Source organism: Arthrobacter sp. zg-Y179, assembly GCF_020907345.1.
GTDB lineage: Bacteria > Actinomycetota > Actinomycetes > Actinomycetales > Micrococcaceae > Arthrobacter_B > Arthrobacter_B jinronghuae.
Window position 1 is genome coordinate 136,569 of record NZ_JAJJOB010000007.1, and the last position, 25,947, is coordinate 162,515.

The 25,947-nt window shown below is 66.3% G+C and carries 29 protein-coding genes; 15 read left to right on the forward strand and 14 right to left on the reverse strand.

Annotated features, from left to right (window positions below; genetic code table 11):
• The first annotated feature begins 12 nt into the window (after window positions 1-12).
• Window positions 13-786: a pullulanase X25 domain-containing protein gene (locus LOC56_RS07860; RefSeq protein WP_229951727.1), complete on the forward strand. Its 774-nt coding sequence runs from the start codon at window positions 13-15 to the stop codon at window positions 784-786.
• On the opposite strand, the gene LOC56_RS07865 is transcribed toward LOC56_RS07860, so the two are convergent.
• Both LOC56_RS07865 and LOC56_RS16175 read right to left on the reverse strand, forming a co-directional pair.
• Complete coding sequence (locus tag LOC56_RS07865; protein ID WP_229951728.1) at window positions 783-2,225, reverse strand: lipase maturation factor family protein; 1,443 nt, start codon at window positions 2,223-2,225, stop codon at window positions 783-785. The genes LOC56_RS07860 and LOC56_RS07865 overlap by 4 nt on opposite strands.
• Window positions 2,226-2,281: 56 nt before the next feature.
• Complete coding sequence (locus LOC56_RS16175; RefSeq protein WP_269437955.1) at window positions 2,282-2,416, reverse strand: hypothetical protein; 135 nt, start codon at window positions 2,414-2,416, stop codon at window positions 2,282-2,284.
• A gap of 229 nt (window positions 2,417-2,645) precedes the next feature.
• On the opposite strand from LOC56_RS16175, the gene LOC56_RS07870 reads away from it, so the two are divergent.
• The 3 genes from LOC56_RS07870 to LOC56_RS07880 all read left to right on the forward strand — a co-directional run bounded on the left by LOC56_RS07870 (window position 2,646) and on the right by LOC56_RS07880 (window position 5,306).
• Window positions 2,646-3,452 (forward strand): PIG-L deacetylase family protein, encoded by an 807-nt coding sequence (locus tag LOC56_RS07870; protein WP_229951729.1) that lies wholly within the window; start codon window positions 2,646-2,648, stop codon window positions 3,450-3,452.
• Between the two features lie 242 nt (window positions 3,453-3,694).
• Window positions 3,695-4,567: a helix-turn-helix domain-containing protein gene (locus tag LOC56_RS07875; protein ID WP_229951730.1), complete on the forward strand. Its 873-nt coding sequence runs from the start codon at window positions 3,695-3,697 to the stop codon at window positions 4,565-4,567.
• Between the two features lie 4 nt (window positions 4,568-4,571).
• Window positions 4,572-5,306, forward strand: coding sequence for an NADPH-dependent F420 reductase (locus LOC56_RS07880; RefSeq protein ID WP_229951731.1), 735 nt, complete (start codon window positions 4,572-4,574; stop codon window positions 5,304-5,306).
• A gap of 101 nt (window positions 5,307-5,407) precedes the next feature.
• On the opposite strand, the gene LOC56_RS07885 is transcribed toward LOC56_RS07880, so the two are convergent.
• Together LOC56_RS07885 and LOC56_RS07890 are read right to left on the reverse strand one after the other, a co-directional pair.
• On the reverse strand, window positions 5,408-5,698 hold the full coding sequence (locus LOC56_RS07885) for a hypothetical protein (protein WP_229951732.1): 291 nt from the start codon (window positions 5,696-5,698) through the stop codon (window positions 5,408-5,410).
• A gap of 21 nt (window positions 5,699-5,719) precedes the next feature.
• Window positions 5,720-5,995, reverse strand: a complete 276-nt coding sequence (locus LOC56_RS07890; protein ID WP_229951733.1) for a hypothetical protein — start codon at window positions 5,993-5,995, stop codon at window positions 5,720-5,722.
• A gap of 208 nt (window positions 5,996-6,203) precedes the next feature.
• Here LOC56_RS07890 and LOC56_RS07895 point away from each other — a divergent pair, with 208 nt between their 5' ends.
• Window positions 6,204-6,581, forward strand: a complete 378-nt coding sequence (locus LOC56_RS07895; protein WP_442860081.1) for a VOC family protein — start codon at window positions 6,204-6,206, stop codon at window positions 6,579-6,581.
• A 7-nt stretch (window positions 6,582-6,588) separates the two neighbouring features.
• Here LOC56_RS07895 and LOC56_RS07900 read toward each other — a convergent pair whose 3' ends face one another.
• From LOC56_RS07900 to LOC56_RS07920, 5 genes are all read right to left on the reverse strand, one after another.
• Window positions 6,589-7,407, reverse strand: a complete 819-nt coding sequence (locus LOC56_RS07900) for a DUF427 domain-containing protein (protein WP_229951735.1) — start codon at window positions 7,405-7,407, stop codon at window positions 6,589-6,591.
• Between the two features lie 65 nt (window positions 7,408-7,472).
• Window positions 7,473-8,051, reverse strand: coding sequence for a hypothetical protein (locus LOC56_RS07905; protein ID WP_229951736.1), 579 nt, complete (start codon window positions 8,049-8,051; stop codon window positions 7,473-7,475).
• A gap of 112 nt (window positions 8,052-8,163) precedes the next feature.
• Complete coding sequence (locus LOC56_RS07910) at window positions 8,164-8,715, reverse strand: hypothetical protein (RefSeq protein WP_229951737.1); 552 nt, start codon at window positions 8,713-8,715, stop codon at window positions 8,164-8,166.
• A 54-nt stretch (window positions 8,716-8,769) separates the two neighbouring features.
• Window positions 8,770-9,411: an MBL fold metallo-hydrolase gene (locus LOC56_RS07915; RefSeq protein ID WP_229951738.1), complete on the reverse strand. Its 642-nt coding sequence runs from the start codon at window positions 9,409-9,411 to the stop codon at window positions 8,770-8,772.
• The gene (locus tag LOC56_RS07920; RefSeq protein WP_227921218.1) at window positions 9,411-10,496 is read right to left on the reverse strand and encodes an S-(hydroxymethyl)mycothiol dehydrogenase; all 1,086 of its coding nucleotides are present in this window, start codon (window positions 10,494-10,496) and stop codon (window positions 9,411-9,413) included. The genes LOC56_RS07915 and LOC56_RS07920 overlap by 1 nt, the downstream gene beginning before the upstream one ends.
• Before the next feature lie 211 nt (window positions 10,497-10,707).
• Between LOC56_RS07920 and LOC56_RS07925 the strand changes: the two genes are divergently transcribed.
• On the forward strand, window positions 10,708-11,724 hold the full coding sequence (locus tag LOC56_RS07925) for a zinc-dependent alcohol dehydrogenase family protein (RefSeq protein ID WP_229951739.1): 1,017 nt from the start codon (window positions 10,708-10,710) through the stop codon (window positions 11,722-11,724).
• A 31-nt stretch (window positions 11,725-11,755) separates the two neighbouring features.
• Here LOC56_RS07925 and LOC56_RS07930 read toward each other — a convergent pair whose 3' ends face one another.
• The gene (locus tag LOC56_RS07930) at window positions 11,756-12,265 is read right to left on the reverse strand and encodes a hypothetical protein (RefSeq protein ID WP_229951740.1); all 510 of its coding nucleotides are present in this window, start codon (window positions 12,263-12,265) and stop codon (window positions 11,756-11,758) included.
• Window positions 12,266-12,385: 120 nt separating this feature from the next.
• Window positions 12,386-12,610 (reverse strand): mycoredoxin, encoded by a 225-nt coding sequence (locus LOC56_RS07935; protein ID WP_227933722.1) that lies wholly within the window; start codon window positions 12,608-12,610, stop codon window positions 12,386-12,388.
• A 134-nt stretch (window positions 12,611-12,744) separates the two neighbouring features.
• Here LOC56_RS07935 and LOC56_RS07940 point away from each other — a divergent pair, with 134 nt between their 5' ends.
• Entirely contained in the window at window positions 12,745-13,533 is a 789-nt protein-coding gene (locus LOC56_RS07940) for an SOS response-associated peptidase (protein ID WP_229951741.1), read from the forward strand.
• A 7-nt stretch (window positions 13,534-13,540) separates the two neighbouring features.
• On the opposite strand, the gene LOC56_RS07945 is transcribed toward LOC56_RS07940, so the two are convergent.
• The gene (locus tag LOC56_RS07945; RefSeq protein WP_229951742.1) at window positions 13,541-13,978 is read right to left on the reverse strand and encodes a VOC family protein; all 438 of its coding nucleotides are present in this window, start codon (window positions 13,976-13,978) and stop codon (window positions 13,541-13,543) included.
• 96 nt (window positions 13,979-14,074) lie between these two features.
• Between LOC56_RS07945 and LOC56_RS07950 the strand changes: the two genes are divergently transcribed.
• From LOC56_RS07950 to LOC56_RS07965, 4 genes are all read left to right on the forward strand, one after another.
• Window positions 14,075-14,413: a chorismate mutase gene (locus tag LOC56_RS07950; RefSeq protein ID WP_229951743.1), complete on the forward strand. Its 339-nt coding sequence runs from the start codon at window positions 14,075-14,077 to the stop codon at window positions 14,411-14,413.
• Window positions 14,414-14,495: 82 nt separating this feature from the next.
• Entirely contained in the window at window positions 14,496-15,311 is an 816-nt protein-coding gene (locus tag LOC56_RS07955) for a hypothetical protein (protein WP_229951744.1), read from the forward strand.
• 19 nt (window positions 15,312-15,330) lie between these two features.
• Window positions 15,331-16,161 (forward strand): hypothetical protein, encoded by an 831-nt coding sequence (locus LOC56_RS07960; protein ID WP_229951745.1) that lies wholly within the window; start codon window positions 15,331-15,333, stop codon window positions 16,159-16,161.
• A complete protein-coding gene (locus LOC56_RS07965; RefSeq protein WP_229951746.1) occupies window positions 16,148-16,720 on the forward strand; it encodes a DUF2087 domain-containing protein in 573 nt (190 codons plus the stop codon). Before LOC56_RS07960 ends, LOC56_RS07965 begins: the two co-directional genes overlap by 14 nt.
• 28 nt (window positions 16,721-16,748) lie before the next feature.
• On the opposite strand, the gene LOC56_RS07970 is transcribed toward LOC56_RS07965, so the two are convergent.
• Complete coding sequence (locus LOC56_RS07970) at window positions 16,749-17,792, reverse strand: DUF2776 family protein (protein WP_229951747.1); 1,044 nt, start codon at window positions 17,790-17,792, stop codon at window positions 16,749-16,751.
• Window positions 17,793-18,071: 279 nt separating this feature from the next.
• On the opposite strand from LOC56_RS07970, the gene LOC56_RS07975 reads away from it, so the two are divergent.
• Both LOC56_RS07975 and LOC56_RS07980 read left to right on the forward strand, forming a co-directional pair.
• Window positions 18,072-19,754 (forward strand): MDR family MFS transporter, encoded by a 1,683-nt coding sequence (locus LOC56_RS07975; protein WP_229951748.1) that lies wholly within the window; start codon window positions 18,072-18,074, stop codon window positions 19,752-19,754.
• A 33-nt stretch (window positions 19,755-19,787) separates the two neighbouring features.
• The gene (locus tag LOC56_RS07980; protein WP_229951749.1) at window positions 19,788-21,392 is read left to right on the forward strand and encodes an MDR family MFS transporter; all 1,605 of its coding nucleotides are present in this window, start codon (window positions 19,788-19,790) and stop codon (window positions 21,390-21,392) included.
• A 5-nt stretch (window positions 21,393-21,397) separates the two neighbouring features.
• On the opposite strand, the gene LOC56_RS07985 is transcribed toward LOC56_RS07980, so the two are convergent.
• On the reverse strand, window positions 21,398-21,763 hold the full coding sequence (locus LOC56_RS07985) for a hypothetical protein (RefSeq protein ID WP_229951750.1): 366 nt from the start codon (window positions 21,761-21,763) through the stop codon (window positions 21,398-21,400).
• Window positions 21,764-22,167: 404 nt separating this feature from the next.
• On the opposite strand from LOC56_RS07985, the gene LOC56_RS07990 reads away from it, so the two are divergent.
• Both LOC56_RS07990 and LOC56_RS07995 read left to right on the forward strand, forming a co-directional pair.
• Window positions 22,168-22,479 carry a DUF6504 family protein gene (locus LOC56_RS07990; RefSeq protein ID WP_229951751.1) on the forward strand — a complete coding sequence of 104 codons (312 nt, stop codon included), beginning with the start codon at window positions 22,168-22,170 and terminating at the stop codon, window positions 22,477-22,479.
• 20 nt (window positions 22,480-22,499) lie between these two features.
• A complete protein-coding gene (locus tag LOC56_RS07995) occupies window positions 22,500-25,925 on the forward strand; it encodes a DNA polymerase III subunit alpha (RefSeq protein ID WP_229951752.1) in 3,426 nt (1,141 codons plus the stop codon).
• Window positions 25,926-25,947 lie beyond the last annotated feature (22 nt).

A 25,947-nucleotide genomic window follows, 5' to 3' on the forward strand; every position in this document is an offset into this window, starting at 1 on the left:
AAAGGAATTCCATTGGGCTCAGACACCGTTGAAAACACTGCGCTGCGGCTGCAGGCGGTCCTTGAGATCCTCGCAGCAGAGGACCCGTCAGCTACCGGCAAGGTCAGCAGGGCAAAGGTACTCGGTGCCGCCCTGGACCGTGTACCGCTCGCAGGACGCGAAGCGGAGGCCCTGGCCAGCGGCACCACCCGCGGCGAGCGTGCCCTGGTGAACGCCACCACCAAGCTCGTCAAGGCGGGCTGGATCCTCAAGGAAGCCCGCGCCGGCTGGAGCATCACCAACGAGGGCCGCCGGGCCCTGAAGGACTTCCCGGAACCGGCGCACCTGTCCGCCGCCCTCAGCGGAAAGCCGGTAGCTGCGGCCGAAGCCGCTTCCCCGGCTGAGGAAGTAGTGGAAGAGGTCCTGCGCGACGCCGTCGCCGTCCCTTCCGCTCCGGCCGAGCAGCACGGCTCGCACCCGGAGACCGACATCCCGGAGCCGTCCTTCCCGCAGCCGGAGTCCGTGGCCCTCGCCGGCGATTTCGGCGCGGCACTCGGTACCGAGGACTGGAATCCGGCCGGAGCGCAGTTCACCTTCGACCGCCACGACGAACTGTGGAAGCTCACGGTGGACCTGCCCGAAGGCACGTACACCTACAAGGTCGCACTGAACGGTTCGTGGGACGAGAACTACGGGTTCGACGCACACCGCGACGGCGGCAACATCGAGCTGTGGCATGCCGGCGGTCCGCTGACTTTCCTGTATGACCACGCCACGCACAACGTGGTCACCAAGGCAACCGCCTAGGACCGGCCCGGCCTCGTGCCCGGACCCCCAACGGGGTCCACCAGGAATCCGCGGGGCTCCCGCACCCACCAGACCCGTTCGCGGCGCAGCTCCGCCGGCGTGGAATAGCGGTAGCGGTAGACCCGGGCACGGATCCAGCGGGGCGGCTCGCCGTCGAACGGGTCCCTGCGCAGCAGGCGCAGGGTCCGCCGGTCGGCGGCGAGCAGCTTGCGCAGCAGCACCGGGAACCAGGCACCCGAGGCGCCCAGGCCCAGGAACCACATCAGCCAGTCCAAGCGCAGGTGGTAGGGCGCAAACTGGCGCGGCATCCGTCGCGGGTCCCCGGGCTTGCCCTTGAACTCGTACTCCAGCCAGCGGGCGTCCGGCCCCGGCGGATCGTTGGTGCCCTCGATGACCACCTCGTCCCGGTGCCGCGTAATGCTGCCGAACGCACCGTAGGCATTGGAGAGGTGCCATCGGTTGAAGCTGGCATTCATCAGCTGGTCGCGGCGGACCAGGTTCTTCAGCGGTGCCCACGCCCAGTACAGCACCGCCAGGGTTGCGGCGCCGACGACGACGGCGAACGCCGCAGGGGTCGCCTCCGGATCCGGTGCGGCGAGCTGTGCCTCCGGGAGCACCGCCTGCACGGCCGAATCGCTGATCGCCGTGCACGCGAGCAGGATGGTCAGCACGTTCAGCCAGGCGAAGTTCCCCGAAAGGACGAGCCAGAACTGGGTAACAATCACCACCGCCGCGGCAATCGAAGCCACCGGCTGCGGGAAGAACAGGAAGAACGGCACCACCAGCTGGGCGAAGTGGTTGCCCAGCACCTCCATCCGGTGCAGTGGCTTTGGCAGGTGGTGGAAGAACCAGCTGGCCGGGTTCGGCATCGGCTGGGTTTCGTGGTGGTAGTACAGGGCGGTGAGATCCCGCCACACCCTGTCGCCTCGCATCTTGATCAGGCCGGCACCGAATTCGAGCCGGAACACCAGCCAGCGGAAGGCCCACAGCACCGCGACCGGAACCGCGACGTCGTCGGAGCCCAGGAACGCAGCCAGGAACCCCGCCTCCAGCAGCAGCGATTCCCAGCCGAACCCGTAGAACGTCTGCCCGATGTTCACCACGGACAGGTACAGCCCCCAGATAAATAGGAAAGCTGCCATCGGCAGCCACCACGGCCCGGACTGCGGCACTCCCGCCACCAGCAGCGCGGAGACGGCGGCGCCGGCCCACGCCACGGCGAGCAGGAACCGGTCCGAGTAGTGCCAGTGGAAGAGGGTAGGGATGCCCCGGCCCTTGATCCGGGTCAGGAACTGAGGTGCCGGAAGCAGGCCGTTTTCGCCCAGCAACGCCGGGAACTGGGCCGCCGCTGAGAGGAACGCGATCAGGTACACGGCGGCAATGCCGCGCTGCAGGATCTGGCGGGCGAATTCATATCCTTCGGCGCTGAACCACTCCATGGCATGTCAGCCTAGCTCCAGCGGCGGGCGGACGCCGCCCGTTCCGGGGGCCCGGTTTAAATGTACTTATTGATGTACACCCAGCGTCCGCCGAGGTCTGTACGGAGGGCTTCGAGCAGGGTCGTAACGAGTTCGGGTGAATACCCGCCGGTGCCGGTATCAATGATGACCGCGAAGGACGCCATGGCCATGCAACTCCCCAGTTCCCAGTCACCGAATAGTCCCGTCCATGAGCAGTCGGGACAGGCAAGCCGAGGCTCGGGGTCGCCGTCGTACCATTCACAGTTGGTCCCGGTTATCGCTCATGCACCGTAACGAATGCCGCGGGAAAATACCCGAAAGAGCAGCAGGTTCCTCTTGCCTGCCCCTCGTCCTACGCTGGAACGGTGGCAGAGCCCTCTGCCGCGGGAGGTGCCGGAAATGACCGGATCGCATGTCCTTGCCCTCGTTGTCGCCCATCCCGACGACGACGCCTACGGACTGGCGGGAACAGTGGCGCTGCACGAAGACGATCCGGGGTTCCGCTTCATCCTGGTCCACGCGACCGACGGCGGCGCCGGGCAGATAGATCCGTCCTACCCGCCGGTCAACGAACCGCTCGGGCGGATCCGGCGGCGGGAAATGGAAGCCGCATGGACGGCGCACGGCAGGCCGCCGGACCGCCACGAGTGGCTGGACTACGACGACGGCGCAGTGGCGCAGGTTCCCTTCGCGGAACTGGTGGAACGGATAGGCGGCATCCTGGCGCAGGAGAGGCCCGACGTCGTCGCCACCTTCGGCCCCGACGGGATCACCGGGCACCCGGACCACATTGCAGTTGGAGCGGCCACGGACGCCGCCTTCGCGGATCTTCGGAACGGCGGCGGTCCGGGGCTGCAGCGCCTGGTGCACGGCGCCGTCCGGCGCTCCACCTGGGATCGGTGGAACCGCGGCCGGGTGCGGCGCGGACTGGCACCCTGGGACGAGGACAGGGTGTATGACCTTCGCCCGGTTCCGGACGACCTGATCGGCATGGAGGTGGACGTCGGCAGCGTGGCGCACCGGATTGTGGCGGGGCTGCTGGAACACCGGACCCAGCGCCATGTGGTCTCCCCGGGCGTGCCCCCGGATTCGGAAGAGGATGCCGGCTGGGCCCGTTCCGTCTCAGTTGAGCCCCTGGTCATTGCCTGGCCGCCGTGGCAGCCAGGGGGTGCGGTGCTGAGTGATGTGTTCGAAGAGCTGGACTAGACGGGCGTCGACTTTCCGGATGCCGAGTTGTGCGGCCGATGCCTGCGTTGTGGACCAGGACATCGAGCCGGCCCTCGGCGGCATCACGGGCACTTATGTAAACGACATGCCCCAACACCAGCTGAGCCACTGCAACGCTAAGAATGCCCGCTTTCACCGGCCGTGCCCTGTCCAGCCGGGGGAGTGACAGGACCCCCTCTGCCGCTGTCCCATCTGCCCTGCCTGGTCCTAGGCTGGCTCCCATGAGTAAGACATCGAACGCCCTTGGCGACTACCTGCGGGCCAGGCGCGAGCTGGTAACACCGAAGCAGGCCGGCATCCCGGACATAGGTGTGCGGCGCGTGCCCGGACTGCGGCGCGAGGAAGTGGCCATGCTCGCCGGCATCAGCGCCGATTACTACCTGCGGTTGGAGCGCGGGCGGGACCGGCACCCCTCCGTGCAGGTCCTCGAGTCCATCGCCCGCGTGCTCCAACTTGACGACGACCACCTCGCGTACCTGCTCACGCTGGTCGCGGACGTTCCCCGGCAGCGCGTTCGCCGGCCGGCCAAGGAAACCGCTCCCGCCGGTGCACTCAAGCTGCTGGATTCGCTCGCCCAGCCCGCCTTCATCGAGGGGCGGTACTTCGACATCCTGGCCGCGAACAGCCTGGCGAAAGCGCTCTCACCGCGTCTTGATCTCGGGGGGAACCAGCTGAGGGACATGTTCCTCGACCCGGCCGAGCAGGCCCTTTATCCGGAGTGGGAAGGGGTGACGGAGTGCTTCATTGCGAACCTTCGGCAGTCCGTGGGCAAGGATGTCGACAATCCCCGTTTCATTGAACTCGTCGGAGAGCTTTCACTGGCGAGCCCCTACTTCCGGCGATTGTGGGCACGGCATGAAGTGGGGCCCCAGAGAGGCACCCCGATGCGGCTCAACCACCCGCAGGTCGGGGAAATGACCCTCAACCGGGAGCGGCTGGGCATCAACGGAACGGACGGACTGATGCTCGTCATTTACCACCCCGACGCCGGCTCGGACGATGCTGAGAAACTTGCGCTCCTTGCCTCCGCGGCCTTCTCAACGAACAGGAGCCAGGAACATCCGCAAACCGGCGCCAGGTCAACCAAGGAGTAATACCGTGACTACTATCGGCATCCTCGGCGCGGGCCAGGCCGGAACAACGCTTGCCCGGGTGGCAACGGCGGCGGGCTACGACGTCGTCATCGCGAATTCGCGGGGACCCGAAACCTTGCAGCGGCTGGTCAAGGACTTGGGACCGCGGGCACGCGCCGCCTACGCGGCAGAGGCCGCGGCTGCAGCTGACTTCGCCGTCACCGCGTTCCCGTACGCGCCCGGTGACCGGCTGCCGGTGCAGGAACTCGCAGGAAAGGTCGTGATCGATAACAACAATTACATGGTCTGGCGCGACGGGAACTTCCCCGATGTCGACTCCGGGCTCAAGACAATTCATGAGTTGCGTCAGGAACAGCTGCCCACCTCGAGGGTCGTCAAGGCGTTCAATCATGTCCAGTTCCATGAGCGCTTCCACCTCCGTGTCCCCAGCGACGCGCTGCCGGCCATCATGCGGCTGGCGCGACCGGCCGGAGCACCTGACCGTAAGGCGCTGGTCGTCTCCAGCGACTATCCGGAGGCCGTCGAACTGGTGACCCGGTTCTATGACGATCTCGGATTCGACGCAGTTGATAACAGTCCCCTGAGCGAATCCTGGCGCAGCAGCCCCGGTACGCCGATGTGGCGCCACCACGTGGATGGACAAAGCCGCGAGGAACTCATCCGCAATCTGCAGCGCGCTCAACGGTCCGTCAGCTCAACCCCGGCAGCGGCTCAGGCGAAGGGGCCCATGCCTGCGTAAAAAGCTTCGGGAGGCAGGGCACCCGCTCAACCAGCTGGGTCACGAACTCCCGCCCCAGCCCCTGTTCGCTCCGGTTACCAGTGCAACTGCCTCTGTTATGTTCATGGCGCTGACGTGACTCCCTGAATGATGAGCCCGACGCCCGCGGAGAGCAGACCGACGCCCAGCACAGCCGCTCCAATCCAGAGAAGCATAATGGCCCGGTTGGGCCGCGCGGGATCCTGGCCGATCACGGAGACGAAAAAACCGGTGGGCATCAGGATGGCAGCCACGAAGACGCCGAGGGAGATCGTGGCGAACGGCTCGGGCACTCCGTTCGCCTGCACGATCACCATGACAAGGAGGCCGAGGATGACGAGCACTCCCGCGTGAGCGTGGCCGGCACGGACCATGATGTCCTCTCCCGGTACGGGTCAGCCGTTTCGCTGCATCCGAGCCACTTCGGCTTCAACACGGCGCTCCGATATGGCGGGACGGCCTGCGTAGACGGGGATCCCCGCAACGACCGCGGCGACAAGAGTTCCCAGGATCGGCCAGACCGGCCAGAAGTAGCCGTCCGGCGTCGTGAAGTACCAGATAGCGACCTGAAGGACCGCAAGCAGCAGCCAGAGACCGACCACCCCCTTGTAGATGGTCTTCGCGATGACGCGTCTGCGGGCGAGTTCATACGGTTCATTAGGCGATGACATGGTGTGGCCTTCCTTTTCGATGCGGTGTTGGTGGAACAACGCTACGAACACCGGTTATCAGCGGCCAGTGCCCTGCACAGCCGGGGGTTTGACAGGACCCCCTCCCGCATTTGCCTGGTGCACCGGATACTGGCCGTGTACCGACGGAACCACCGGATAGTCGGCCCGTGAAAACCCGAACGGACAGGGAGCATCCATGAGGATTGTGGTGACCAGTATTTTTGTGGACGACCAAGACAAGGCACTGGATTTTTACACGCGGGTGCTGGGATTCGAACAGCGGCAGGATGTGCCGGCGGGCGGTGCGCGCTGGCTGACCGTGGGGGTGCCGGGGGAGGACGCCGGGGTGGAACTGCTGCTCGAACCGGCCGGGCATCCCGCCGTCGCGCCGTTCACAGAGGCTCTGGTAGCGGACGGGATCCCGTTCACCTCCTTCGCCGTGGACAGCGTGGAGGACGAATATCACCGGCTGTTGGACCTGGGTGTGGCCTTCACTCAGCTGCCTACCCGGATGGGACCAATAACGACGGCGGTTTTCTCTGACACCGTGGGCAACCTCATCCAGATCGCCGATACGGCGGACTGAAGCAGCCTCAGAAGCGGAACAGGGAGGTGATCTCCTGTTTGGCGTCGTCCACGTAGACCTCGGTGCGCTCATCGAAGAACGAGACCCGGTCCTTGAGCTGCGCCGAATCGGGCAGCACCGCCTCATAGGACCAGGCCAGGTCAGTTCCCGCCGGATGCCCGGTAACCGACCAGTAGTTCGCCGTCCCCTTGTACGGGCAGACCGACCGGGTTAGGGACGCGTCGAGGACGTCCCAGTCCACGTCAGAGCGCGGAAAATAGGTCCGCGGCGGGAGCATGGTTTCGTAGACGAGCAGCGGCTGGCGGGTCTCTGCCAGCAGCTGTCCGTCCAGATGCACCCGCACCGCCCGCGAGGAGTCGAGGGCGTCGACCCGGTGGAAGGGGTCCCGGGGGTGCCCCTGAACCACCTGGTCTTCCTCCAGCCAGCGGTCGAACGCATTGAAGTCCAGCAGCACATATCCGTGAAGATCCGCATCATCCGCCCGGAACCCCGCACCGGGCAGCTCGTGCGATCCGGCGCGGAGGTCCAGTGGCTGGCCGGGGGCCGTGTGCGCGGAGAAGGAATAGCGCGGGTCCATCAGGGCATCCGGGGGCACCTCGGCCAGCGGGTCGCCGTCGGGCTCCGAGGCAGCAGTCACCTCTGCCGCAATGTCCTCGGCGGGCACCGCATAGATGGGGGTGACCCGTCTCGGTTCATAGGCCAGCACCGCATGGGTGGAATCCACCACGGTGTTGCCGCCGAGCTGCGCACGGATACGCCGCGGCGTGGGCTCGTAGCGCAGCTGGGGCAGGAACTTCCAGAATGCGGGGCTGATCTGCAGTGCCATGGAACAAGTCTCTGGCGGGCCGCCAGCCGAAACAAGGGCCTGCGGATTCAGCCGCTTCGAAGGTCTTAGTCGTGAAAATACATAAACACCCAGTGCCCGCCGAGATCGGCCTGCAACTCCTCCACAAAACGTCGTGGAAGGTCGTACGGATCCACCGCGGTACGCCAATCCTGGCCGATCGGGACATGCCAGTCCCGGTCGATGATGACGGCAAACGAGGCGACAACCAGGGAGGTGCTGAGCTCCCAGCGACCCCAGGGGGCGTGCCACGAACAGCGGGGACAGGTGAGCTCCGGTTCCTGACCTGAGTCCAGCCAGCCCTGGATCATCCTGGCCACCATGTCGATGTCCAGTTCTTCGCCGCATTTCCGGCACTCCGGCCCGCCCGTGCTGTCGCCCAGGAAATAGACGTCAAGACCTGGAATGAAGGTGAAGACAAAGTGCGGCCGGCGGGGATCCAGTTGCCCCATGAGGCGGGGGCCGGGTCCGTCGGACACCTCCTGGCTGTGCCGGTAGTCGTAGACCTGTGGGTCGGGTGCGCTCCAACCGTTGTCCCGGAACCATTTCCGCACCTCGTGCATGCGCGCTTCGGCGCCTGCGTCGTCCACGGACAAATCCAGCAGCTGCGCACGAGTGTCCCCCATGCGCTGACCCTACTACGGGATGGCTTTTCTGTCCCGACCCGCTACACACGGTGGGGTGTGCTGCAGGAAACGCTCTTCCGTACCGGGGCCTGCGGATGCGGTCGGAATAGTCTTAACCCTTGAAGTGCATGAGCACCCATCGCCCACCGAGGTCGGCCTGCAACTGCGACTTAAGGTGCTGGGCAAATGCCTGTTGGTCCGGGGTATGGGAGTCCTGGTGGATGATGACGGCAAACGAGGAAACCACCAGTGACCAGCTGAGGTCCCAGTTTCCCCAGGGCGCGTGCCATGAACAGCGGGGACAGGCGAGGTCCGGTTCCTGGTGCGAGTCCAGCCATTCCTGGACCATTCCCGCGACGTCGTCGATGTCCGTGGCTTCACCGCATTTGCGGCACTCCGGGCCCCCCGTGCTGTCGCCATGGAGATAGAGATCGCGGCCGGGAATGAAGGTGAAGACAAAATCCGGCGAGCGAGGGTCCAGTTGCTCCGTCAGGCGGGGGCCCGGACCGTCGGACACATGCTCGCTGTAGAGGTAGTCGTAGTTGTGGGGCGCGGGTGCGCTCCAACGGCTGGCCCGGAGCCATGAACGCACCTCGTGCATCCGCGCTTCGGCGTCGGCCTCGTCGACGGACAAATCCAGCAGCTGTGCGCGAGTATCCCCCATGCGCATACCCTAACCCCGACGGTCAAGGCATGCGCATGGAAGATCCCGGGGGTCCTAGTGACCCCGGTCGATCCATTCCTGCAGGTGCGGCCCTTCGGCGGCGATCGACGTCGAATCCCCGTGCCCGGTGAGCACCTTCGTCTCCGCCGGCAGCGTCAGCAGCCGTTCCCGGATGGACTCGATGATGGTCGGGAAGTCGCTGTAGGAGCGGCCCGTGGCGCCGGGGCCGCCCTGAAACAGCGTGTCGCCGCTGAAGACCACGGGCTCCGGAACGTCCTCGCCCGCAGCCAGCGAGAAGCAGACCGATCCGGGGGAGTGCCCCGGCGTGTGCAGGGCGCGCAGCGTGTGGCCGGCAATCTCGAACGTGTCGCCGTCCTCAATCACATCGTCCGGCCCCTCGTCGGGGAACACTGCGTCCCACAGCATCCGGTCCGCGGCGTGCAGGAACACCGGGGCGCTGAAGCGGTCCCGGGCCTTGCCGACGGCACGGATGTGGTCGTCATGCCCGTGGGTGAGCAGGATGGCCATGACCTCCCGGTCACCCACGGCTTCGGCGATCGCGTTGATGTTGTGCGCCGGGTCGATGACGATCACCTGGAGGTCGTCGCCGACAATCCAGACGTTGTTGTCCACGTCCCAGGTGCCGCCGTCCAGGGAGAAGGTTCCCGAGGTGACCACGTTGTCGATGCGGAACATTACAGTTCCACCACCGAACGCAGGACCTTGCCGTCATGCATCTTGGTGAAGGCTTCCTCAATGTCGCCCAGGCCGATGCGCTCGGTGACGAAGGCATCCAGGTCCAGCCGGCCGAGCTTGTACTGTTCCACCAGCATGGGAAAGTCCCGGGAGGGCAGGCAGTCGCCGTACCAGGAGGACTTCAGGGAGCCGCCGCGGCCGAACACGTCCGCCAGCGGCAGCTCGATCTTCATCTCCGGGTTCGGCACACCCACCAGCACCACGCGGCCGGCGAGGTCACGGGCGTAGAAGGCCTGCTTATAGGTTTCCGGCCGTCCCACCGCGTCAATCACGACGTCGGCGCCGAAGCCGCCGGTGAGCGCGCGGATGGCTTCCACCGGATCTTCGTCCTTGGAGTTGATGCCGTGCGTAGCGCCCTGGGCCATGGCCAGTTCAACCTTGGCCGAGTCAATGTCCACGGCGATGATGGTGGTGGCTCCGGCCAGCTTTGCGCCGGCGACGGCGGCAATGCCCACGCCGCCGCAGCCGATCACGGCCACGGATTCCCCGCGCTGCACGGCGCCGGTGTTGATGGCGGCACCGATGCCGGCCATAACGCCGCAGCCGAGCAGGCCCACCGCGGCGGCGTCGACGTCGTCGTCCACCTTGGTGCACTGGCCGGCGGCCACAAGGGTCTTCTCCGCGAACGCACCGATGCCCAGTGCGGGCGTCAGCTCGGTGCCGTCCTCCAGGGTCATCTTCTGCGTGGCGTTGGCGGTGTTGAAGCAGTACTGCGGCTCGCCCTTGCGGCAGGCGCGGCATTCGCCGCACACGGCGCGCCAGTTCAGCACCACTCGGTCCCCGGGGGCTACCTCGGTAACGTCGGGACCGACGGCGGAAACGACGCCGGTGGCTTCGTGTCCGAGCAGGAACGGATAGTCATCGTTGATGGCGCCCTGTTTGTAGTGCAGGTCGGTATGGCAGACACCGCAGGTGAGGATGTCCACCAGCGCTTCGCCGGGTCCGGGGTCCGGAACCAGGATGGTCTCCAGGGAGACGGGGGCGTTCTTTTCCTTGACGACTACGGCCTGAACCTTATGAACCATGTGTGTGCTGCCTCTTTCGATGTCCGGGCGGGAAGCCTGAGTCCAGCATCCCGCTTCCCATCCTATGGACCCGGGGCGCCGGGGGCGAAGCAGGAATTGCCCTTCCGCTCCCGGCTCAACCGTCAGGGCCTGCCGCCGGGCCGGGCACCGTCCTAGCATGGAAGGCAGGAACGGGTCCGGAGTGACAGCCGCCAACACCAGGAAGTGCACCATGCTAGGAACCCTGTTGTACGGAGAGCGGGATGTCCGGGTGGAGGATGTCCCCCGGCCGGTACTCCAGGAACCCACTGACGCCATCCTGAAAGTGGTGGCGGCCTGCGTCTGCGGATCGGACCTGTGGCCGTACCGGGGCATCGACGCGGTGCGCCGGCCCCGTCCGATGGGGCATGAATACGTGGGCGTAGTCGAAGAAACCGGGGCAGCGGTTTCGCTGATCCGGCCGGGCCAGTTTGTGGTGGGCTCCTTTTTCGCCTCCGACAACACCTGCGAGATCTGCACCGCGGGTTATCAAAGCCGATGTGTCCATGCCGAGGGCGTCGGCGGAGCGCAGGCCGAGTATTTACGGGTTCCCCTCGCGGACGGCACGCTCGTGGCGACCGCGGAACCACCGGATGCAGACGTGATCCCGTCGCTGCTCACCGCTTCGGACGTGCTCGGTACCGGCTGGTTCGGTGCGGCTGCTGCCGAAGCCGGGCCCGGCAAGACGGTCGCCGTGGTGGGCGACGGCGCGGTGGGTCTCCTGGCCGTGCTGGCCGCCCGGCAGATGGGCGCCGAACGGATCATCGCCATGAGCGGCCACCCGGACCGGCAGGAACTGGCCCGGGAGTTCGGAGCCACGGACATTGTCCAGGAACGCGGCGACGACGGCGTGGCAGCGGTGCGTGAGCTGACCGGCGGGATGGGCGCCCACAGCGTGGTGGAGGCAGTGGGGACACAGGCTTCGATGCTGCAGGGCATCGGCTGCACCCGTCCAGGCGGCCATATGGGCTACGTGGGGGTGCCGCACGGCGTGCAGCTACCCGGCGAACAGCTCTTTTTCGCTGAGATTCACCTGCTGGGCGGCCCGGCGCCGGTGCGCCGGTTCCTGCCCGAGCTCATGGAGTTGATCCTGCAGCGCAAGATCAACCCGGGGAAGGTCTTTACCCTGGAGCTGCCGCTGGGCGAGGCCGCGGAAGCCTACCGGGCCATGGACGAACGGCGGACCATAAAGGCACTGCTGCGTCCCTGACTCACCGCCCGGCGGCTTCCCGCCCGCGGCGCTAGAAGTCTACGAAGGTTCCGGTTGGAACGGTGCCGCTGAAGTCCGTTGCGGGACCGAAGCGTCCGTCGAGTCCACATTCCTGCTGCGAACCGGAAAACGACATCAGGTTGAACCCGTATGTCACATCGTGTGACTGGCCCGCCGGCAAGGTCAGTTGGAATACCGACTGTCCGGCACGCCAGCTGGCGGTTTCGAACGCCAGCGGGCTGACCTCGGACCGCACAGCGGGGAGGATCGCACTGAGCGGTACCGGTCCCTTGGTAGACGCCTGGCTGGTCACGGAACGTTCACTGGTGAGCGCGACAGGTGCAGTGACCGTGGAACTGTTCGTGAGCGTTGCCGTACCGGCTGTTTCCCGGCTTGTGGCGGACCCGGTGAAGGTGGTTGCCGTGGATCCGGGTTCGCATTCGGTGACGGACGCTGAGGCCGGTGCCGCGAAAACTGCGGAACCGGCGACCAGTCCGGCTGTCGATAGGAGGACGGCGGTACGTGTCATCGTGGTCTTCATCTCGCTCCTTCGTGTCCCGGTAATACCCGTTCCCTCTGGAAGAGCCCCCACACTACTACTCAGTAACCGAGTGTCAAGCACGTGGTTCCGCCGTCCGCCGGGCCCGAGGGGCCCTATCCGCTAGAGGCCGAGGCGGGACTTCACCTCGGAAGCGGAAGGGTTGGTGGCCGCGGAACCGTCCGGGAAAATCACGGTCGGGACGGTCTGGTTGCCGCCGTTGAGCGAGGCCACGAGCTCCGCAGTACCTTCCACGTCTTCGATGTTGACCTCGGTGTAGCCGATGCCCTGGGCATCCAGCTGCGACTTCAGGCGCCGGCAGTATCCGCACCAGGAGGTGGAGAACATGGTGATGGTTCCGGTTGCGGGGGTGAAAGCTTCAGCAGTGGCAGCCACGATGGTTGCTCCTCTTCGTCGAAATGGATTGTTGCCTGATCCAACAGTATTCCGGCCGGCGGCATTCCCGGTGGCAGACTGGAGGCATGTGCGGAAGATACGTGATGGCCCGCTCCGCGGGGGACCTCGTGGCCGAGGCTGAAGCGGAGGCTGACGCCCGCCTGGAACTGCGCGCGTCCTGGAACGTAGCCCCGACGTCGGACGTCCCCGTTGTCCTCGAACGCTTCGTGGACGTGCCGGGCCGGGGCCGGACGCAGGTGCGCCAGATCCACGTTGCCCGGTGGGGCCTGGTTCCCGGGTGGGCAGGTGATGCATCCGTAGGCGTGCGTGCGTTCAACGCCCGCAGCGAGACCGTCCTGGAAAAGCCCACCTTTCGTGAGGCAGTTCTCTCGCGCCGCTGTGCGGTGCCGGTGGACGGCTACTACGAATGGAAGGCCGGCCCCGGCAAGGCGCGCCGCCCGTTCCACGTTTCCCGGGCCGACGGCGCCCCGATCTACTTTGCCGGCCTGTATGAGTGGTGGCGGGATCCGGCCAAGGCCGAAGGCGACCCGGAGATGTGGCTGCTCTCGACGTCGATCCTCACCGTCGCCTCGCCCCCGGCAGACAGCGCCGAACCGGTGCTGCGCGAACTGGCCGGCCTGCATGACCGGCTGCCGCTGCCGCTGTCCAAGGACGCAATGGCTGCCTGGCTGGACCCGGCACGGCGAGATGCGGGCACGCTGGTAGCCCTGGCTACGGCGCAGGCCTACACGACGGCGGCGGACTGGGTACTGTCCGAAGCCCACCCTGCCGTGGGCAACGTGCGCAACGACGGCGAGTACCTGCTGCATCCGGACCAGGCGGAGACGGTGCCGACGGAGGACGTGCTGTTCTAGCGGGAACTTATTCGGAAATCACTGCCAGGGTGACCCGGCCGGCGTCGTCCACCCTGAGGCCGGGGTTGAAGCAGACTTCCCAGCGCAGCCCGTCGGGGTCCGTGAAGTAGCCGGAATAGCCGCCCCAGCTCATCTGGGTTCCGGGCGCGGTGATGACCCCGCCGGCGCCGGCGGCGTTGGCCAGCACGGCGTCGACCTCTGCGGCCGAATCCACGTTGTGCCCGAGGGTGACCGGGGCGTTGTGGAGCTCGCCGGCCGCACCGGCTTCCGCCGCCAGATGGTCTGCCCGGAAAAAGGCCAGGAGCAGCCCGTGGTTGATCTGGAAGAAGATCACCTCGTCGGGGACGTACTGCACAGTTTCCCAGCCGAGCCGCGAAACGTAGAACGCGTAAGTTACTTCGAGGTCCCGTACGCCTACGGTGACCACGGAAACGTGGGGATTCACGCCTATGATCCTGCCATGAATGCGCCGGACGGCCATTACCCGGGTAGCGGAGGCCCGCTGCGGTGCCTGCGGCCCGGGAATGGTTACTCTTAAGGCATGGAACCAGCTGAGCAGAAATCCGTTTCGGGACAGCTAGACAATGTCCGGACAGCAATTGACGAAATCGATGAAGAAATTGTCGCGCTGATCTGGCGGCGGCAGCGGCTGGTGCGCGTCGCCGGGGGACTGAAGGACAACGACGACGCCGTCCGCTCGCCCAAGCGCATGGAGGAAGTCATCGCCCATGTCCGCCATGCGGCCCAGGAGCAGGACGGCGACTGCAATGTGGTGGAACGCACGTACAAGGCCATGATCGAGGCCTTCATCGACTACGAGCTGAAGGTCCGCCACGAGATGGAGACCCAGCGCAAACTGGACGCCTTCAGCCGCAGCTAGCGAGGGACCGCTCCCGGCACACCGGGCCACACGCCGTCGGCGCCTCAACCGCGGGTTGCCCGCATCGGGTAGGTTGTGCCGCATGACACAAACCGTGGGGGAACTGTTCCCGAAGACCCGCCGGGTCCATGCCTGGCTGTCCCTGGAATGGGGGTCGCGCAAGGAGACTCCGGTACAGGTCGCCGAACGGATACTGCTGACGCTTCCCTTGTTCCGGAGCAGGTTCCCGGATCCCGATGCGCGATGGCAGATGTCCGTGAAAACCCTCTTCGGGCCCGGACCTAAATGGGTTGACATCCCGGACGCGCCGGAAGCGCTGGGTGCGCTGATTCAAAGTCCCCGCCAGCGCGATGTTCCCGACTCGCATGTGGACACCGGAACCCTCAGGGCAAAATTCTCATTGACCGGTTCCGGCGATCCGGACAACGGACTGTTTCAGTTCGATATCTCTGCCGGCCGCAGTAATGTCTGGGGAACCCCGGCAAACAGCATCTCCCTGCGGCCGCCCGCAGAATTCATCATTGGCCCACCGGAGGAGGCCCACAGCTGGTTCGGCGGACTCGCCCGGATCTGGCAGCCGGAAACCGCCTGCCTTTCCACCCCGGACACCATGGATGCCTGCAGGGAGATGGAGAAGCGGCTAGGCAGCGGGAACCGCTCGATTTACGCTCCGTCCGTCGGCTATCTGAACTGGTTCTCGCGCACCGGGTACGGCAGGCTTCCTTTCCCGCTGGATGCGGTGACCCGTGAGGACCCGGACGGGACGCTGATTGCGGTTCCGGATTGGAACGTCGCCGCCGTCGCCGACCTGTATGCCGAGCTGGAGACCATGGGGATGCTGCACGAGATGCCGGATCACCAGGTTCTCGATGGGCCCTTCCACGAAGACCGGGCCTGAATCGGGTAGGTTGTGCCGCATGACACTCACTGTGGCCGACCTGTTTCCGGAGGATAAGGCAGTCCGTGTTCGGCTGGAGTGGGGTGCCAGGAGGGAAACGGCGGAGCAGGTTGCCGGCCGGATCCTGCGGATGCTGGATCAGTTCCGGGGACGGTTTGATGCTTCGGAGAGTGAGTGGCACGGCCGGGCACTAGTGTTCAGGGACGCTGCGGACTTTACCGACCCGTCCGCACTGGGCCGGGCAATTGAAAGCAACCGGGAGCGCGACGCTCCCGACTCGCCGTTTTCCACCGGCACCAGAAAGACGCAGTTCCGGCTTTACGCTGACCAAGATGCCAAGGTGCCGCTGTTCTCCCTGGACGTTACCGCCGGCCGGAACCTCGGTCCGAGACCCAACGAAATCTCCCTGGTACTGCCGGCGGGCTTCACTATCGGCACCCCGGACGAAGCCTCCGGCTGGTTCCGGAAGCTGATCCGCATCTGGGAGCCGGAAACGGCGAGCCTTACCAGCTGGGAATGCTATGACAGGGTCAGCGAGCGCCGGGCCCGGTTGGGATTGCCGGCACATACGTCTTACCGGGAACCCGCCGTCGGATACCTCAACTGGTTCTCCCGGACGGCCTACGGGCGGCTGCCCTTTCCCATTGCCGCTGCCGCCGTGCAGGACTACCCGGACGGAACGCTCATCACAGTGAGGGACTGGCGTCCCCCGGCCGTGGCGGACCTGTACGCCGAACTGCAGGTCATGGGGATGATGCATGAGATGCCGCCGGTCCAGGTGCTTTCACCGCCGGTCAGAGACGCCCAGGAACCGGACACGGGTTTGAAGGGGAGCCATGGGGGAAACTAGTTCGACGCCGGAGGCAAACCGCTGGCGTCCCGTGGCGGCGGCGCTCGCAGACCGCCGGCGCCTGCACCTGTACGCCCGCGCCGTGCTGGCGGCCGACGACGGAGTACGCCTGGACCCGGCGGACCTCACCGCTGCCGAGGCGAAGTCGTTGGCCGTGCTGCAGAACGCCGGCCTGGTCCGCGTCGGCGAGCGCGGGGTGGAACCCGTAGCCTCCGTCTTCGCTGATCTGCTGGCCGCCGGGGTACGCACACCCGACACGTCGGCCCGCCGGTTCCTGGTTAACGGCAGGCTCGAGTCCTACCCGCGCAAACGCTCCGACCGGCTGGAGCTGCTCCATTTCCTGGCCGGGGAGGTGTTTGAACACGCCCGGCCGCCGGAGCCGGGGCTGAGGCCAGTGCTGTCGGAGAAGGAACTCACCAGCAGGCTGACGGCCTTCACCGCAGACCCCGCTGCCATCCGCCGCTATCTGGTGGATGAAGGCATCGTGGCCCGGGATGCCGCAGGCACCCAGTACTGGCTCACCCGTCCCCGCCCGGCGGAAGGAATGGAATTTGCCTAGTTTACCGCCGAGCCTTAACGCTGCTCTGCTACTCCGACGTTCCCGCTTCGAGGATGGACACGATTGAGAAGAGCGTAAAGCAGACAGCTCCGAGCCCAACCAGCACGTGCGCGGGGACAAAGAACGCCGGGTCTGTGCCTGCGGCTTCAAAGAGGAACGCGGCGAAGAACAGACAGGTGAGCGCTGTGCCGATGGGCATCAGCGGGATGCGGTTGGCCAGGGCAAACGTGCGACGCCAGACGAGGGCTAGCAACAGCACCTTCGACAGGATGCTGAAGCAGATCAGCCCGAGGCCGATCAGCACACAGCCCGGGGCCAGCCGATAGGGCTCGTGTGAGCTGAACAGCACGAATAGTCCGAGCAGCACATTGATCGTGCCAGCGGCAGCGACGAACCAGGGCCAGGCGGAACGTTCGCCGTCGCTGAATTCGTTGCGCACCTGGCGCACGATGCTCGCGACCAGGGCGATCAGCGACGTGCAGATCGCCGACAGGCCGATCAGGACGTGGCCGGCAACGAATCCGGGGGTATCTCCGCGCACCAACAGGCCGATTGCAAGGGAGAAACCGACGGCGGCGGCTCCAACCGGAACTGCGAGCAGCACGGCGCCGGCGGCGCGGGAGTGAGCACCTTCCGGCGGGCCGCCCTGAGGCTCGAGTAACTGTGCTGACTGGATGAGCGTGAATTTTGTGGACGCGGCCGCGACGGTGCTGACGCACGCGGCGATGAAGCCGATGCCGATCACAACGAAGCCCGCCGTGAGGTTCTCCGCGGTGTTGTCCCGGTTGGCCAGGACGATGCCCCAGATGACGGCGGCGGCGGCAGCCACGTAGCCGGAGAGCGGCAGGATGATCGCCCACCCGCGCCCATAGCGGTTGATGAGCTGCCTGATGATGGTGGCCGCCGTAGTGAACAGCGCGTAACAGATGGCGGTCAGCCCGACGTTGACGTGTCCGGCGACAAAGTGATCGGCATCGTTGGGCCCGGCCAGGATGTAGAGGCCAAAGGACAGACAGACAGCGCCCATGAGCAGCGGTATGGCGCGGAAAATGACACTGATTGTACGGTTCATGGCGTACCCCGAAGGTGATCCGTGCGGCTTCGGCAGCATGGCCGGTCCGCGATTAGTGCCAGTGTGCGCCTGTCCTACCCGGGGAACAACGCCGAGGCAGGGAGCAGTTCGCTGGCTATATGACTTCGCGCCCCTCCGCCCTGGACCAGACAGCCACGACGCCTGCCGGTACCGGCATGGGTGGCCGCCGCCGACCGTTGACTTGGCGGGACGGTGGGCGTCGAATGGAAGTTCCGGCCGGACTGCCCTCATCCGGCGGAAATTTCCAAGGAGGAGTGCATGGCCGACCGGTTTACTCCCCACGGAACCGCAGCAACCCATCCGATAGCCGGGATGGCCGGTGCCATGGGAGCGCCGGTCAACGCCGTCCCCCTGGTGGCGCACACGCCGCAGGCCCGGAGCGGCCCGCCAGCGGGCGGGGACAGCGTGCAGGGCCGCGCCGATGCGGGAGGCGGGCACTCGCGGCGCCAGATCGCCGTCGTTTTCGCCGGGCTGATGCTGGCGGTGCTTGTCGCCGCCCTGGACCAGACCATCGTCTCCACCGCCCTGCCCACCATCGTGGGGGATCTGCAGGGCATGGACCATCTCTCCTGGGTGATCACCGCCTACCTGCTGACCTCCACCATCGGGCTGCCGATTTACGGGAAGCTCGGGGACCTGCTCGGGCGCAAGAACATCTTCATTTTCGCCATCGTGGTTTTCCTGGGCGGCTCCGCCCTGTCCGGGCAGGCGCACAGCATGACCGAGCTCATCGCCTACCGTGCTGTCCAGGGGGTAGGCGGCGGCGGGCTGATCATCGGTGCGCAGGCCATCATCGGCGACATTGTGCCCGCCCGCGAGCGCGGCAAGTACATGGGCCTGATCGGCGCGGCGTTCGGCATCGCTTCCGTCAGCGGCCCGCTGCTTGGCGGATACCTCACCGACTACTGGTCCTGGCGGTGGGTGTTCTACATCAACCTGCCCATCGGTGCGGTGGCGCTCGCGGTCATCATCACCGCGCTGCACCTGCCGCGGTCCGAACGCAAAGGGATCCGGCTGGACTATGCCGGGGCCGCACTGCTTGCCGTCGGCAGCGCCGCCCTGGTGCTGCTGACCAGCTGGGGCGGCAACAACTATGCCTGGACCTCGCCCACCATCCTCACGCTGGGAGCGGTGGCCGCCGTCGCCGTCGCCATCTTCATTCCGGTGGAACTGCGCGCGTCCGAACCGATACTCCCGCTGCGCCTGTTCGGGATCCGCAACTTCCTGATCTGCACGCTGGTGGGGCTCGCGGTAGGCCTGGCCATGTTCGGGTCCATTGCCTACCTGCCCACCTTCCTGCAGATCGTCAACGGAGCCAGTCCCACTATGTCCGGGCTGATGATGCTCCCCATGACCGCGGGGCTGCTCACCACCTCGATCGGGACGGGGCAGCTGATCTCCCGCACGGGCAAGTACAAGATCTATCCGATTCTCGGCTCACTCACCATGATCTGCGGACTGCTGCTGCTCTCGCGCATCTCCAGTACGACGCCGTACTCCCTCACCGCGCTGGGCATGTTCGTGCTGGGACTGGGGATCGGGGCGCTGATGCAGAACGTGGTGCTGATTGTGCAGAACAGCGTCCCTGCCAAGGACATGGGCACCGGGGTTTCCACCGCCAACTACTTCCGGCAGATGGGCGGTTCGCTGGGGATTGCCCTGTTCGGTTCCCTGTTCATCCGCCGGCTGAACGACCAGCTGGCCTCCGCGCCGGCCGGAGCCGGCGATGCGGCGTCGGGCGGCGCCAATTCGATCAGTCCGGACAGCATCAGGGCGCTGCCCGCTCCGGCGCAGGACTTCATCAAATCCGCGTTCGGCGAGGCGCTGCCGCCGATCTTCCTGCTCGGGGTGCCGATCCTGGGAGCGGCCTTTGTCCTGACGCTGTTTCTTGTGCAGCAGCCGTTGTCCCGGACGGCGCGGGTGAACGTGGACGCAACGTAGGCCAACAACAACCATGAAGAGAAGAAACCCGCCATGTCCCACAGAGCAATAACGCCGCGCACAGCGGCGCCCGCTGCCCGCTCCGGGACCGCCATGCCGAAGCACCGGGTGGAGGCCGCCCGGAGCGAGGAACCGAAGCGGAAACTCGTGCCGGTTTTCACGGGACTGGTGCTGTCCGTGCTGCTGGCAGCCCTGGACCAAACCATCGTCGCTACGGCCCTGCCCACCATTGTGGGGGACCTGAACGGGTTGGAGCATCTGTCCTGGGTGGTCACCGCGTATATCCTGGCGGCAACCATCGGCCTGCCGATCTACGGCAAGCTCGGTGATCTGTTTGGCCGCAAAAGCATTTTCATTTTCGCCATCGTGGTGTTCCTCGCCGGCTCGGCCCTGTCCGGACTGGCGCAGAACATGGGCCAGCTGATCGGTTTCCGTGCCCTGCAGGGCATCGGCGGCGGCGGGCTGATGATCGGGGCGCAGGCCATCCTGGGAGACCTGGTTTCCCCGCGGGAGCGCGGGAAGTACATGGGCCTGATCGGGGCGGCCTTCGGGCTGGCATCCGTGGGCGGTCCGCTGCTGGGCGGCTGGATCACCGATGCCTGGTCCTGGCGGTGGGTGTTCTACATCAACCTGCCCATCGGCGCGGTGGCGCTCGCCGTCGTCGTGTCTTCGCTGCATCTGCCCAAACCCCGGGGCAGACGCCCGAAACTGGATTACGCAGGCGCCGGGCTGCTTGCGCTCGCGAGCGCCGCCCTGGTGATGCTCACCACCTGGGCCGGCACCACCTACGCCTGGTCAAGTCCGCAGATTCTTGCCCTGGCCGTGGTGACGCTGGCGGCCGGCACGTCATTTGTCCTGGTGGAGAGGCGGGCAGAGGAACCCATCCTTCCGCTTGGCCTGTTCCGCAGCCGGAATTTCCTGCTGCCGGTGCTGGTGGGCATCGCCGTCGGAATCGCGATGTTCTCCACCATTTCCTACCTGCCCACGTTCCTGCAGATGGTCAACCGGGCCACCGCCACGCAGTCGGGCCTGATGATGCTGCCCATGATGGGCGGGCTGCTGCTGACCTCCATCGGCACCGGGCAGCTGATTTCCCGCACCGGCCGGTACAAGATTTACCCGGTGCTGGGGTGTGCGGTGATCATTGCCGGGTTGGTGCTGCTCTCACGGATCTCAGACACCACACCATACGGTTTCACCGCAATTGGCATGCTGGTGATGGGACTCGGGCTGGGAATGCTGATGCAGAACCTGGTGCTGATTGTGCAGAACAGCGTGCCGGGCAGGGATATGGGCGCGGCGATTTCCGCAGCGAATTATTTCCGCCAGATCGGTGCCTCGTTCGGGATCGCGCTGTTCGGGTCGATCTTCATCCACCGGCTGGGCAATGAGATTGCAGCGGCGCCGCCGGGGGCCGGGACTGCCCTCGGAGGGGACATCAATTCGCTGAGTCCGGCCATGCTGCGCGGGCTCCCCGCGCCGGCGCAGGACTTCATCGCCGCGGCATTCGGGCAGGCCCTGCCTCCCATCTTCCTGCTCAGCGTGCCCATCGTGGCAGTTGCCCTGGTGCTGTGCCTGTTCATCAAGGAGACGCCGTTGTCCACCACGGCGCGGGTGAGCGGCGAAGCGGACCGCTAAGCGGGCTAGGTGCCGCCATAACCGACAAAGGCGATCACCAGGAGAAGAAGTGCAGCCAGGATCCCTCCCTGCCAGATCAGGGAGGGGATGATGTAGAGGCGGGCGGCAAGCTTCTTATTGCCCTTGGCGAGCGCCACGCTGAATCCCACCACTCCTCCGAGCAGGGTGAACAGGCCGGAAAAGACGAAGAAGCCAAAAATGGAGAAGTCGGAGATGTCCCTGGGGGCGACGGCGATGAGGGGGCGGACGACGATAGCCCAGACGATCGTCACGAGGACCATTCCAGTGATTGCCGCTGCGCTGAACCTTGTCTGCCGGGGACCTGAGGTGGGAGGAACCGGTCCCTGATGGGCAGGCAGGACGTCCTGCATATATGGATTATGGTGCTGCGGTTCAGACTCCTGCCCGAACGGATCCCATGGTTCAGGTCCCTGCCCGCTGAACGGTGTGTTGCTGTCTGCCGTCATGCTCTGCCCCCAATCGGTGAAAACTGCCCCCGTACCGGTCTGCTGCGCCGGATCCGGTGTGTCTGGGAACAGTCTGCACCATGCGCGGGCATCTACTTCCGCGGCGGCACCGCGGGCCTTTTGTGCCGGAGCGGGTCTCCCCTTCCGATCCATCCCCGAGTGGTGCCGTTTGTCCCCGGCTGGTCGTACACTGGTGGCGGAGCTGTTCGAACATATGTTCGAATTAGTTGCCAACTGATAACCAACTGATAACCAGTGGGGAGAAACGCAGGCGGTGTGCCTGTGTACCGGGGCGGAGAGGAAGCTGAATGGGTACCTTCAGCGAAGCAATCGAGGTGGTGTGCTCGCCCGCGGGCCAGCCTCTCCGGCTTATCTGGGGCGGGCGCACCTACAAGGTGGGGGCGGACCCGGTGCGCTGGTATGAACGCCGCAACTGGTGGGAAGAGGAAACCCGCGCCGAACGCGGCCACGGCGCCGGGCTGGTGGATACCGAGATCTGGCGGGTCCAGGCCCGGGTCAATGACCGCTCCGACCTGCGCACCCTGGACCTGTCGCATCACGTCCGCAGCGACCGCTGGCGCCTGATCCGCATTCATGACGCCCTGAGGGACAGTGCCTAATGGAAGACAGCGCCTAAGCAATGAGCTTTATCCACCTGCACGCAGCCACTGCGTTCAGCGCCCACTACGGGGTGTCCTGGCCGGAGGAGATGGCGCAGGCCGCAGCGGCCGACGGTGCGGATGCGCTCGCCTGCACCGACCGGGACGGGCTCTATGGCACGGTCAAGCACCTGCGGGCCTGCATGGAAGCGGGCATCGATCCCATTGTGGGCGTGGACCTGGCCGTGCTGGATGGCAGTAACGCCGTCACGGGCCGGGTGGTTATTCTCGCCCACGGGCATACCGGGGGAGCGGGCTACCGGGCCCTGTGCCGGCTGATCTCCGCCGCACACGCCGCCACCTCCGCCTCCCGGGCACGCGCCGGCAAACCGGTAGGCGTCACCATGGAGCAGCTTGCCGGGTACGTCCGCGGCGTAGGAGCCGGGGAAGGTGTCCCCGATGAGGAGGCCGAACCGGTCCTGACCGTCCTCGTCGGCCCGCAGTCCGACGTCGGTCAGGCCATGCGCAGCCGCAGCTACGCCGTCGCCCGCACCCTGTTCGGCCGCTGGCGCTCGCTGATCCCCGCCCGGGCGCTCGCCGTCGAGGTGGTCACGCATCTGTCTGCGCCGGGGGAGAACCTCAGCCTTGCCCACGCTGTACGCATGTTCCGGCTGGCCGACGAGATGCGTGTGCCCGGCGTCCTCACCAATGCCGTGCGGTATGTGGATGAGGATGGAGCCGCCACCGCCGACGTGCTCGACGCCGCGCGCTCGCTGACCTCGCTCTCCCACCTCCCGGACTTACAGCCCAACGGACAGGGCTGGCTCAAGGGGACACGGGAGATGACTGCACTGGCCCGCGAGATCAGCTCGGAGGCAGGTTACGGTTCCTCGGGAGCGGCACGGATGCTGGCCGACACTGCGGCGCTCGCGGATAACTGCCGGATAGACCCCGTGGCGGATATGGGTTGGAAGCAGCCCGTGGTGCCCGAAGCCTCAGTGATCGGCATCGAGGCCGAACCCATGATCGAACTGCGCCAGCGCTGCGAGGCGGGGATTACCCGCAGACTGCGCGCCCGGGACTCCATTGCCGAAGTCGAACTGCGCAACCGGCTCGAACACGAGCTGGGCATCATCGAGCGGCTGGGCTTCGCTTCGTACTTCCTCACCGTTGCGGAAGTATCGGACATGATCACCGGGATGGGGGTACGCGCCGCTGCCCGGGGGTCGGGAGCCTCCTCGCTGGTGAACTACCTGCTGGGCGTCAGCCACGTGAACCCGCTGGACCATGACCTGATCTTTGAACGCTTCCTCTCCCGGGACCGGTCCACGCTGCCGGACATCGACATTGACGTTGAAAGCGCTGAGCGGCACAACGTCTATCACCGCATCTTCGAACGCTTCGGCTCCGAACGCGTCACGCTGATGAGCATGCAGAACGGCTACCGGGCACGGGGAGCGGTGCGCGACGCCGGCCTGGCGCTGGGTATGCCCGAGGAGGAGATCGGCGCTGTGGCTAAGCAGCTGTGGCGTTTCTCGGCCCGCAACTTCCGCGAGGCGCTCGCCGAAAAGCCCGAACTGCGGGAATTCTCCGGCCAGGTGGAAAAGAACCAGCAGCTGGACCTGCTGGTGGACCTCACCGAACGCCTGGACCGGCTGCCCCGGCACATTTCCATGCATCCCTGCGGAGTGATCCTGGGGGACACCTCGCTCCTGGACCGCACCCCCGTGCAGCCCAGCGGCCTGGGCCTGCCCATGTCCCAGTTCGACAAGCACGACATGGACCCCATGGGAATGCTCAAACTCGACGTGCTGGGTGTGCGGATGCAGAGCGCCATGGCCTTTGCCGTGCGCGAAGTAGTGCGTGTGCACTCCTCCCGTGAAGAGGTCATTGCCGCCGGGAAGCATCGGGACGGGCCGGAGGAGCCGGATCCGGAGTTCGTCGAAGCGGACGGCCGGATCAACCTGGATGCCGTGCCGTTCGACGACGAACCCACCTACGAACTCATCCGCAGCACGCACACCCTGGGCTGCTTCCAGATCGAATCCCCGGGGCAGCGCGAGCTGGTGGGCAAGCTGGCACCGCGGGAATTCAATGACCTGATCATCGACATTTCCCTGTTCCGGCCCGGCCCGATGAAATCCGACATGGTCCGCCCGTTCCTGGAACACCGGCACGGCTTCTCCCCGGAGGTGTACCCGCACGAGGCGCTGCGCCCGGTGCTGGCCGAAACGCACGGCGTCACCGTCTTCCACGAGCAGGTGCTGCGGACCCTGAACGTCTTCACCGGCTGCGGGCTGGCGAAGGCGGATGAGCTGCGCCGGCTGCTGGGCAACGAAACCGCCGAGCCCGGCGTGGAGGAATACTTCCGCAGCAAGGCCGCCGCCCGCGGCTACACTCCGGAGACCATCGACAAGGTCTGGGACACGCTCAAGGCCTTCGGCAGCTTCGGCTTCTGCAAGGCCCACGGTGCTGCCTTTGCCGTGCCCACCTACCAATCCGCATGGTTGAAGGCGCACCACCCGGCAGCGTTCCTCGCCGGGATTTTCGAGCACGATCCCGGGATGTATCCCCGCCGGCTGCTCGTGGCCGAGGCCCGGCGGATGGGTATCCCCATCCTGCCCCTGGACATTAACCGCAGCGGCGAAACCTACCGGGTGGAACGGCTCGACGACGGACGGCTGGGCATCCGGCTGTCCCTGGCGGGGATCTACGGGCTGTCTGCCGTCGAGCTAAAGCGCATTGCCGCCGGGCAGCCCTATGACTCCCTGGCGGACCTGCGGGCACGCGCGAAGGTTTCCCGGCCCACGCTGCGCCGGCTGGCGCAGCTCGGTGCCTTTGATTCGCTCAGCAGGCAGACCGGCTCCGAGGGAAGCCGTGCGGACCTGATCCAGTACCTCGACGGTGCGCCGGCCAAGTCCGCGTCCCGGAAGCACGATCCGATTCCCGGGCAGCTGGCCCTGCCGCTGGGCGATACCGAGCTGGCGAACCTGCACCATCACCTGCCCGAACCGGGTCTGCGGGAAAAGGTCCGCACCGAACTGGACCTGCTGTCCGTGGACGTCAGCGCGCACCTGATGGAAAGCTACGGTCCGCTGCTGCGCGGGCTGGGCGTCACTCCCGCGGAAGCGCTGATGGACCTGCGCAACGGGACCGAGGTGCTGGTCGCCGGGATCCGGGTGGCCACGCAGACTCCGCCCATGCGCGGGGGACGCCGGGTGGTGTTCATCAGCCTCGACGACGGTACCGGGTGCATTGACTGCACGTTCTTCCATGAGGCGCAGGAGAAATCCGGTCCGCTGCTTTTCGGCACGGAGCTGCTGCTGGTCCGCGGGTTGACCCGCCGCACCGGCCCGCGGGGCATCAGCCTCCAGGCCCTCGAGGCATGGAACCTGGCGGACACGGACTCGCTTCCGAAGCCCGGCCGTCAGCGCGGCATGTTGGTGGGGTCCAAGCGCAGCGGATAACATCGGTACGGGCGGAAGTGCG

Bases quoted from the DNA above. Each gene is read 5' to 3' on its own strand.
- LOC56_RS07955 (WP_229951744.1), top strand. From the start codon at position 14,496: ATGACACAAACCGTGGGGGAACTGTTCCCGAAGACCCGCCGGGTCCAT.
- LOC56_RS07925 (WP_229951739.1), top strand. From the start codon at position 10,708: ATGCTAGGAACCCTGTTGTACGGAGAGCGGGATGTCCGGGTGGAGGAT.
- LOC56_RS07920 (WP_227921218.1), bottom strand. From the start codon at position 10,496: ATGGTTCATAAGGTTCAGGCCGTAGTCGTCAAGGAAAAGAACGCCCCC.
- LOC56_RS07940 (WP_229951741.1), top strand. From the start codon at position 12,745: ATGTGCGGAAGATACGTGATGGCCCGCTCCGCGGGGGACCTCGTGGCC.
- LOC56_RS07910 (WP_229951737.1), bottom strand. From the start codon at position 8,715: ATGGGGGATACTCGCGCACAGCTGCTGGATTTGTCCGTCGACGAGGCC.
- LOC56_RS07885 (WP_229951732.1), bottom strand. From the start codon at position 5,698: ATGGTCCGTGCCGGCCACGCTCACGCGGGAGTGCTCGTCATCCTCGGC.
- LOC56_RS07905 (WP_229951736.1), bottom strand. From the start codon at position 8,051: ATGGGGGACACTCGTGCGCAGCTGCTGGATTTGTCCGTGGACGACGCA.
- LOC56_RS07875 (WP_229951730.1), top strand. From the start codon at position 3,695: ATGAGTAAGACATCGAACGCCCTTGGCGACTACCTGCGGGCCAGGCGC.
- LOC56_RS07970 (WP_229951747.1), bottom strand. From the start codon at position 17,792: ATGAACCGTACAATCAGTGTCATTTTCCGCGCCATACCGCTGCTCATG.
- LOC56_RS07900 (WP_229951735.1), bottom strand. From the start codon at position 7,407: ATGGCACTGCAGATCAGCCCCGCATTCTGGAAGTTCCTGCCCCAGCTG.
- LOC56_RS07990 (WP_229951751.1), top strand. From the start codon at position 22,168: ATGGGTACCTTCAGCGAAGCAATCGAGGTGGTGTGCTCGCCCGCGGGC.
- LOC56_RS07950 (WP_229951743.1), top strand. From the start codon at position 14,075: ATGGAACCAGCTGAGCAGAAATCCGTTTCGGGACAGCTAGACAATGTC.
- LOC56_RS07960 (WP_229951745.1), top strand. From the start codon at position 15,331: ATGACACTCACTGTGGCCGACCTGTTTCCGGAGGATAAGGCAGTCCGT.
- LOC56_RS07965 (WP_229951746.1), top strand. From the start codon at position 16,148: ATGGGGGAAACTAGTTCGACGCCGGAGGCAAACCGCTGGCGTCCCGTG.
- LOC56_RS07870 (WP_229951729.1), top strand. From the start codon at position 2,646: ATGACCGGATCGCATGTCCTTGCCCTCGTTGTCGCCCATCCCGACGAC.
- LOC56_RS07915 (WP_229951738.1), bottom strand. From the start codon at position 9,411: ATGTTCCGCATCGACAACGTGGTCACCTCGGGAACCTTCTCCCTGGAC.
- LOC56_RS07935 (WP_227933722.1), bottom strand. From the start codon at position 12,610: ATGTTCTCCACCTCCTGGTGCGGATACTGCCGGCGCCTGAAGTCGCAG.
- LOC56_RS07980 (WP_229951749.1), top strand. From the start codon at position 19,788: ATGTCCCACAGAGCAATAACGCCGCGCACAGCGGCGCCCGCTGCCCGC.
- LOC56_RS07930 (WP_229951740.1), bottom strand. From the start codon at position 12,265: ATGAAGACCACGATGACACGTACCGCCGTCCTCCTATCGACAGCCGGA.
- LOC56_RS16175 (WP_269437955.1), bottom strand. From the start codon at position 2,416: ATGGCCATGGCGTCCTTCGCGGTCATCATTGATACCGGCACCGGCGGG.
- LOC56_RS07975 (WP_229951748.1), top strand. From the start codon at position 18,072: ATGGCCGACCGGTTTACTCCCCACGGAACCGCAGCAACCCATCCGATA.
- LOC56_RS07890 (WP_229951733.1), bottom strand. From the start codon at position 5,995: ATGTCATCGCCTAATGAACCGTATGAACTCGCCCGCAGACGCGTCATC.
- LOC56_RS07865 (WP_229951728.1), bottom strand. From the start codon at position 2,225: ATGGAGTGGTTCAGCGCCGAAGGATATGAATTCGCCCGCCAGATCCTG.
- LOC56_RS07985 (WP_229951750.1), bottom strand. From the start codon at position 21,763: ATGCAGGACGTCCTGCCTGCCCATCAGGGACCGGTTCCTCCCACCTCA.
- LOC56_RS07995 (WP_229951752.1), top strand. From the start codon at position 22,500: ATGAGCTTTATCCACCTGCACGCAGCCACTGCGTTCAGCGCCCACTAC.